Annotated in this window: 6 protein-coding genes; all 6 read left to right on the top strand. The window is 40.4% G+C overall.

Translation table 11 applies throughout. From position 1 onward, the window contains the following. Positions 1-572, top strand: a 572-nt coding sequence (locus HMPREF3216_RS02375) for a hypothetical protein (protein WP_419470999.1), incomplete at its 5' end; no start/stop codon positions are given. Positions 573-1,140: 568 nt separating this feature from the next. Then, complete coding sequence (locus HMPREF3216_RS02370) at positions 1,141-2,511, top strand: ABC transporter permease (protein WP_060786770.1); 1,371 nt, start codon at positions 1,141-1,143, stop codon at positions 2,509-2,511. Positions 2,512-2,552: 41 nt separating this feature from the next. Beyond that, positions 2,553-3,929 (top strand): ABC transporter permease, encoded by a 1,377-nt coding sequence (locus HMPREF3216_RS02365; protein ID WP_060786769.1) that lies wholly within the window; start codon positions 2,553-2,555, stop codon positions 3,927-3,929. Positions 3,930-3,999: 70 nt separating this feature from the next. Then, on the top strand, positions 4,000-4,641 hold the full coding sequence (locus HMPREF3216_RS02360) for an ABC transporter ATP-binding protein (RefSeq protein WP_060786768.1): 642 nt from the start codon (positions 4,000-4,002) through the stop codon (positions 4,639-4,641). A 155-nt stretch (positions 4,642-4,796) separates the two neighbouring features. After that, a complete protein-coding gene (gene purE / locus HMPREF3216_RS02355; RefSeq protein ID WP_419471000.1) occupies positions 4,797-5,261 on the top strand; it encodes a 5-(carboxyamino)imidazole ribonucleotide mutase in 465 nt (154 codons plus the stop codon). Further along, a complete protein-coding gene (purK, locus tag HMPREF3216_RS02350; protein ID WP_060786767.1) occupies positions 5,245-6,417 on the top strand; it encodes a 5-(carboxyamino)imidazole ribonucleotide synthase in 1,173 nt (390 codons plus the stop codon). Before purE ends, purK begins: the two co-directional genes overlap by 17 nt. Positions 6,418-6,442: the final 25 nt, after the last annotated feature.

The raw sequence follows: 6,442 nt of genomic DNA, 5'->3' as shown, positions 1-6,442 counted from the left end.
GCGGAGGTAATCCAGGTGGTGGATTGAATCCTGACGGAGGCGGTTCGGGAGATAAGCCTGGTAACAACCCGAATAATAATCCAGGTAATGGCTCGAATAGTGGCAACAATACCAATGGTTCGGGTAATGGTACTGGTAACGGTAACACCAAGAACGATGGTGACGTAAATGGTGGTAATAACACCAATGGCTCGAACGCTAATCGCAATCGCAATGGTGGTTCTGCGGGTGGAAATAGTTTAAACGCTGGTGGAAGTGGCTCTAATTCAAGTAATTCCGCTAAGTCGAATGACTCTGATTCCACTAAGGATTCTGCAAAGGATCACTCTGATTCCAGCGATTCTGCTAAAGATTCTGCAAAAGACTCCGATAAGGATTCTAAGGATTCTAAGGATTCGGCAAAGTCTTCTGCTAGTAGTTCAGCAAAGAGTGCATCAAGCTCTTCAAACATTGGTTTGATTGCGTCTATTGTTGGCGCTCTTGCCGCTATTGCCGCGATTGTTGGCGGATTCTTCTTCTTTGTTCTGTTTGGTAAGAAAAGGAAGAAGCGCAAAGACGAGGATGAAAACTAAGGCGTAAACTAAGGCGAAATCAGCCTCGGCTAATCGCAGCGCATAAATCCTAAAAATAAATTAAGGCGGGCACTCGTAACAATCACGTGCTCGCCTTAGTTGTTTTCTGTGTCTTGTTGTTGATACGCCTTTATCCACGCAAATCCTACAAAATAATCACGCAAATCCTCGTCAAATCATGCAAAATAAATTTTTTTGATTGCAAAGTCTCAAGTTGTAAAACTTACTAATAATCTAAAAAATTTTGTTTTATAAGCACTGTGTAACATAAATTATTTAAATTGATTATGACAATTTAGCATATATTTTTTATTGAAAATCAGTAATTTTCATAAAATTTTCTAAGATATTTAAAGAGAATAAACAGTTTTTTCACAGTATTTTATAAGGGTAAATAATATAGGCTACGTGATTGTACTTGCTGTGTGGCTTATACGATTGTGTGGCTTATACGATTGTGTGGCTTATACGATTTTGTATGATTCATGCGGCTTGTACTTGTTGTACTGATATTAATGATTGAATAACATACGATTTAACTACAAGTGTTCGATGAGGATGGTAGTCAATGACATTTATTTCTCGCGCAATACGCTACGTTTTGAGAAAAAGAGTAAAAACAGCAATCGTGTTTGTAATACTGGCATTGATTTCAACGCTTTTGCTGGCATCTTCTGCAGTTGCGATTGCTGCAGAAAAAGAGGGCAAAAAGGTAGAAGAACAAGCAGAATCTAGTTTTGTTTTAGCAAATAATCCGCAAGTAAATCCTGGAACTCCTAGGGGAGCGGGAACTGTTAAGCCAAGTGATGTTAAAAAAATCGCGTCACTAAAAAACGTTGATTCGTATGTTTTGCGTCAAAATGTTACAGCCGATTTAGTTGACGCAAAAGCAGCTAGAATCAAAGGTGTTCAAGACTACGATGCGCGCAGAGAAAAGCAATTTGGCAACGCTGTAAACCTAGAGGGAACAAACTCTTCTAAGGGCTTAAATGCGTTTAAAACAAAGTCAATTCACATGGTTAAAGGAAGGGCTTTGCGCGAATCAGATGAGCATGCTTCCTTAATCCACGAAGACTTAGCAAAACTCAACGGCCTAAAATTAGGCGATTCGTTAACGCTTAAAGCCAACCCGTTTGATGCCGATAACCTTAACCATTCCACGGAGCAAGTAAAAACGCGCATAGTTGGAATTTACGGCGGAGCTAATAATCGCCCAGTTGCAACGCGTGCAGAATTAACCGCAAACACTGTGTATACAGATTTAAAAACAACCAGAGAGCTTTACAAATATAAGCCTGGAAAAGAGATATACCAGGACGCAAGTTTTAAGGTTAAAAAAGGAGCGGACGCAGATTCTGTGATTGAAGAAGCGTCTAAGCTGCCAATTGATTTGCAAAACTATCAGATTACTCGAGATGACCAGTTTGTACAGGGCATGATTGGAGCTGCAAAAGGCGTAAAATCCATGATGAACATAACGGTTATTGCAGTAAGCGCGTTTGCTGTGGTGGCTCTTGGATTGGTTCTTATTCTTTGGATTAATGAGCGTAGAAAAGAAATTGGAGTTTTAACTTCCATTGGCGTTGGAAAAGCTTCCCTTGTGTTGCAGCAGCTTTTTGAGCTTGTGTTACTTGCGATTCCAGCCATTGCAATAGGCTATGGTTTTGCCAGTGCAATATCTCCATGGTTTAGCGATTGTGCATTAGGTTCTGTAAAAAATTCCGCCGCGCAGCAGCTTAGCTCAATGGGTCAAGCTGGAGGAAACTTGGAGTCGAGCATGGCTACTAGAACTTTAGATAAGATTGCTGTTCAAGTTAGCTTAGATTGCTTAATTCAATCTTCATTAATGGTTCTAATGATTATTATTGTTGCGGTTGCGTTGTCTTATCTTCCTATTTTGCGAAAGTCTCCTAGAGATTTGCTTGGCATGCAAAAGTAGTTGGCTGCAAAAGTAGTTGACGTGCAAAAGTAGGTGGTAAAATGACTCAAATTATAAAAAGATCTTGGCTCGCTATAGTTAGAAAACCAAGACGAAGTGCTATTTTAGCTTTGATTATTACGGTTGTTCTTAGCGCGCTTATTTGCCAAGCGAGTGTTATTGCTTGCGTAAAAAATCTAGAGAATCAAATAACTTCCAACATTGGTTTAGGATTTAGCGTTTACGCAAAAACGCAAGGGCAGACTTTGCCAGAGTCTGATTCTGCTGGCGATTCTGCTGGCGATTCTGCTGGCGATTCTACTGGTGACTCCGCTAAACAATCGCAGCAAGACATTCCTCAAGATTTGCAAAAAAACGAAGGAATTCCCGAAAATCTTATTGCAAAATTCAAAAAGATTAGTGGAATAAAAACCATTGCAGAAGAAAAGGATGTTTTAGCAAATCCTGTTAACGCTAAAATTGTAGCGCCAATAAATGGTCCGCGTTTAGACAACGATGGAATGTTTTCGCTTGTTTCCATAACGGGAACAACTAAATCACAGTTAGCGCAGGGATTCCAAGAAGGATTATATAAGCTGGATGAAGGCAATCATATTGATTCTTCTGCAGCTGGTAGCTTTAAGCGCGCAAAATCTGCAATAATTCACAAGAGTTTTGCTAAACAAAATAATCTTAAACTCGGGTCTGTTTTAACCTTAAAACAAGGCAGCAAAAGCATTAATCTTAAGGTTGTTGGCATTTTTTCTGGCAAGATGCAAACAAAGGGTGCGCTTCCTTCCGACTCTTCCGAAAATCGCGTAATAACCGATTTAGAATCCGCTTTTTACTTGTTTGGAAGTAAAAATCGCAGTTCTATAAAGTGCGTTATGCAAAATCCAAATAGTCTAACTAAAGCTTTAGAAGAAGCCAATAAAATCGCTAAAAACTATGGCAATGGCATGCTTTCTGTAGAAAATAATGCGCAAAGATTTGCCTCTGTTCTTCAATCTGTAAAAACAGTTAAGCAATTAGTGTTTATGATTCTATTTTGCCTTGCGATTGTTGCGGTAATAATTCTTGGCTTAGTTCTTGTTTTTTGGGTTCGAGGAAGGATCCACGAAGTTGGCGTTCTTATGGCGTTAGGCGTTAGTAAGTGTGCAATAGCTTTACAGATGATTATAGAAGTTTTTATAATATCTGCATTTTGCTCAGTGCTGTCTACTGCGATTAGTGCTGCAATATCGTCTAGTGTTGGATCAATGCTATTAGCAAATGTTGCAAATGGTGCAATTACGTACTCATCAAATCAGCCTTTGCTAACTGGCCAAACAGCGTTTGCTATTCTTATAGGATTTGCTATAGCGTTTGTATCTCTATGCATTGCTCTTGCGCCAATAATGTTTAAAAAGCCGCGTTCTGTATTGAATTCAATGAGCTAAAGTGATTTTCTTAGAAAATTAAAAATTTACAAGTATCAAATATTAAATTTAGAAAATATTGGAGTTTATTATGACAACTTTATTAAAACTAGACAACGTTGATTACTCTTATGGAGTAACTAATATTACGGTTCTTAAAAATGTTAATGCAGATTTTGAAGCTGGAAAAATATACAGCATAACGGGGCCTTCGGGAGCTGGAAAATCCACCATGTTATCTCTTCTAGCAGGATTAGACTCGCCAACAAGCGGAACAGTATTGTTTAACGGTCAAGATATTTCTAAGAATGGCGGTTATGCTAATCATCGCAAGAACAATGTTTCTTTAGTTTTCCAGAGTTTTAATCTAATTGACTATTTGAATCCTGTAGAAAATTTGCAGCTTGTTAGCCCAAAGGCGGATTCTACGATTCTTAAAGAGCTGGGGCTTAGCGAAGACGAGTCCACTAGAAATATAACAAAGCTTTCGGGAGGCCAGCAGCAGCGAGTGGCTATTGCACGAGCGCTTGTATCTTCTGCTCCTGTTATTCTTGCCGACGAGCCAACAGGTAGCTTGGATCCAAACACCACTAAAGAAGTTATAGCAATCTTAAAAGATGCCGCTCATAAGCGCGGAAAATGCGTGATTGTTGTAACACATTCGAGTGATGTGGCGGCTAGCGCAGACGTAAAATATGTTCTTAAAAATAAGCAGCTAATAAAAAAGCAATAAAACACTAATAAAACACTAATTATTGGCCATTTTTCCGTGCTTCTGCGTAAAGTAAAAGTTGCGTATAAACTTTGCGCAGAAGTTGCGTATTTGCGCATATACGGGAGGTTGTTGTGGCAGATATTTTAGATTCAAAACCTGTTGTGGCAGTTGTTATGGGCTCTTCTAGCGATTGGGAAACAATGCGCCACGCATGCGAAATCTTAGAAAGATTTAGAGTGCCGTATATAAAGCAAGTTATTTCTGCACATCGCACTCCAGAACTTATGGCAGATTTTGCGCATGGCGCTAGAAAAAACGGTTTTCGCGTGATTATTGCTGGCGCTGGTGGAGCTGCACACTTGCCAGGTATGATTGCTGCTCAAACAACGCTTCCAGTTGTTGGTGTTCCTGTAAAATCCCATGCTCTTTCGGGCTGGGATTCTTTGCTTTCTATAGTGCAGATGCCTGGCGGAATTCCAGTTGCAACAACCGCTGTTGGCAATTCTGGCGCTACTAATGCGGGCCTGCTTGCTGTAAGCATGCTTAGCACAACAGATAGTCGCCTTGCAGAAGAACTTGAAGAATACCGCAAAGAATTAAAAAAGAAGGTTGAGGAATCTAATGCCGAGCTTATGTGAAGCAACTAATGGCGCTGCAAAGTGCTTAATGCCAGGGGCCACTATTGGAATTATAGGTGGCGGTCAGCTTGGTCGCATGATGGCGATTGCCGCTAGAAGAATGGGCTTTAAAATCGGCGTTTTAGACCCAGCGCATAATTGCCCGGTGTTTCAGGTTGCGGATTTTCAAGTTGAAGCAGAATATGACGATTTAGAAGCCTTACAAAAGCTTGCTAAAAGTTGCGATGTTCTTACGTACGAATTTGAAAACGTAAACGCAGATGCTTTAGATAGTGTGCGTGATTTGGTTGCAGTTCCTCAAGGAACCGACTTATTGCGAGTTACTCAAGACCGTGTTTTTGAAAAGAGTTTTATTAACAATCACGGTATTGAAACTGCTAAATGGCGTGAAGTCAACAATTTAGACGATTTAGATAAAGCAATCGAAGAAATCGGGCTTCCTGCAATTCTTAAAACACGCAGAGGCGGTTACGACGGCCACGGTCAAGACGTTTTGCGCACTCAAGAAGACGTTGATAATGTTCGTAATCGCGTAGAAAATGGCCAAGAGATGCCGCCTTCTATTCTCGAAGGTTTTGTTGACTTTGCTTTTGAAGCATCAATTCTTGTTTCGGGAAATGGAAGCGAATTTGTGACTTATCCGCTTGTAAAAAACGTGCATCACAATAGCATTTTGCACATGACTTTGGCTCCTGCAGATGTTGATGCTAAGATTCAAGAAGATGCGCATAGTTTAGCGCTTAGATTGGCTCAAGGCTTTAAGCTTGCTGGAACGCTTGGAATAGAGCTGTTTATTACTAAAGACAATCGCGTAGTTGTAAATGAGCTTGCGCCGCGCCCGCATAATTCGGGGCATTATACGATTGAAGCTTGCGATATGGATCAATTTGAGGCGCATGTTCGCGGTATTGTTGGATGGCCTCTAAAAAAGCCTGAGCTTCTTTCTGCAGCTGTAATGGTTAATGTTTTAGGTCAGCATGTTGCGCCTACTCGTGCGCTTATTGCGGAGCATCCAGAATGGCATGTTCACGATTACGGCAAGGCAGAGATTCGTAAGAATCGCAAAATGGGTCATATTACTGTTCTTTGCAATAATCCTGTTGAGGAGGCCAATGTGTTAGACTCTACAGGTTGTTGGGATGACGAGCTTGATTAAAAGTTTTTTGCGGCGAAAGGTTGAA

It is taken from the genome of Gardnerella vaginalis (assembly GCF_001546455.1).
GTDB lineage: Bacteria > Actinomycetota > Actinomycetes > Actinomycetales > Bifidobacteriaceae > Bifidobacterium > Bifidobacterium vaginale_B.
The sequence above is the reverse complement of the archived record's forward strand: the minus strand, read 5'-3'. Positions and strand labels throughout refer to the sequence as shown.

Excerpts from the sequence above, each read along its gene's own strand:
- HMPREF3216_RS02370 (WP_060786770.1), top strand. The coding sequence starts at position 1,141 with ATGACATTTATTTCTCGCGCAATACGCTACGTTTTGAGAAAAAGAGTA.
- purK (WP_060786767.1), top strand. The coding sequence starts at position 5,245 with ATGCCGAGCTTATGTGAAGCAACTAATGGCGCTGCAAAGTGCTTAATG.
- purE (WP_419471000.1), top strand. The coding sequence starts at position 4,797 with ATGGGCTCTTCTAGCGATTGGGAAACAATGCGCCACGCATGCGAAATC.
- HMPREF3216_RS02365 (WP_060786769.1), top strand. The coding sequence starts at position 2,553 with ATGACTCAAATTATAAAAAGATCTTGGCTCGCTATAGTTAGAAAACCA.
- HMPREF3216_RS02360 (WP_060786768.1), top strand. The coding sequence starts at position 4,000 with ATGACAACTTTATTAAAACTAGACAACGTTGATTACTCTTATGGAGTA.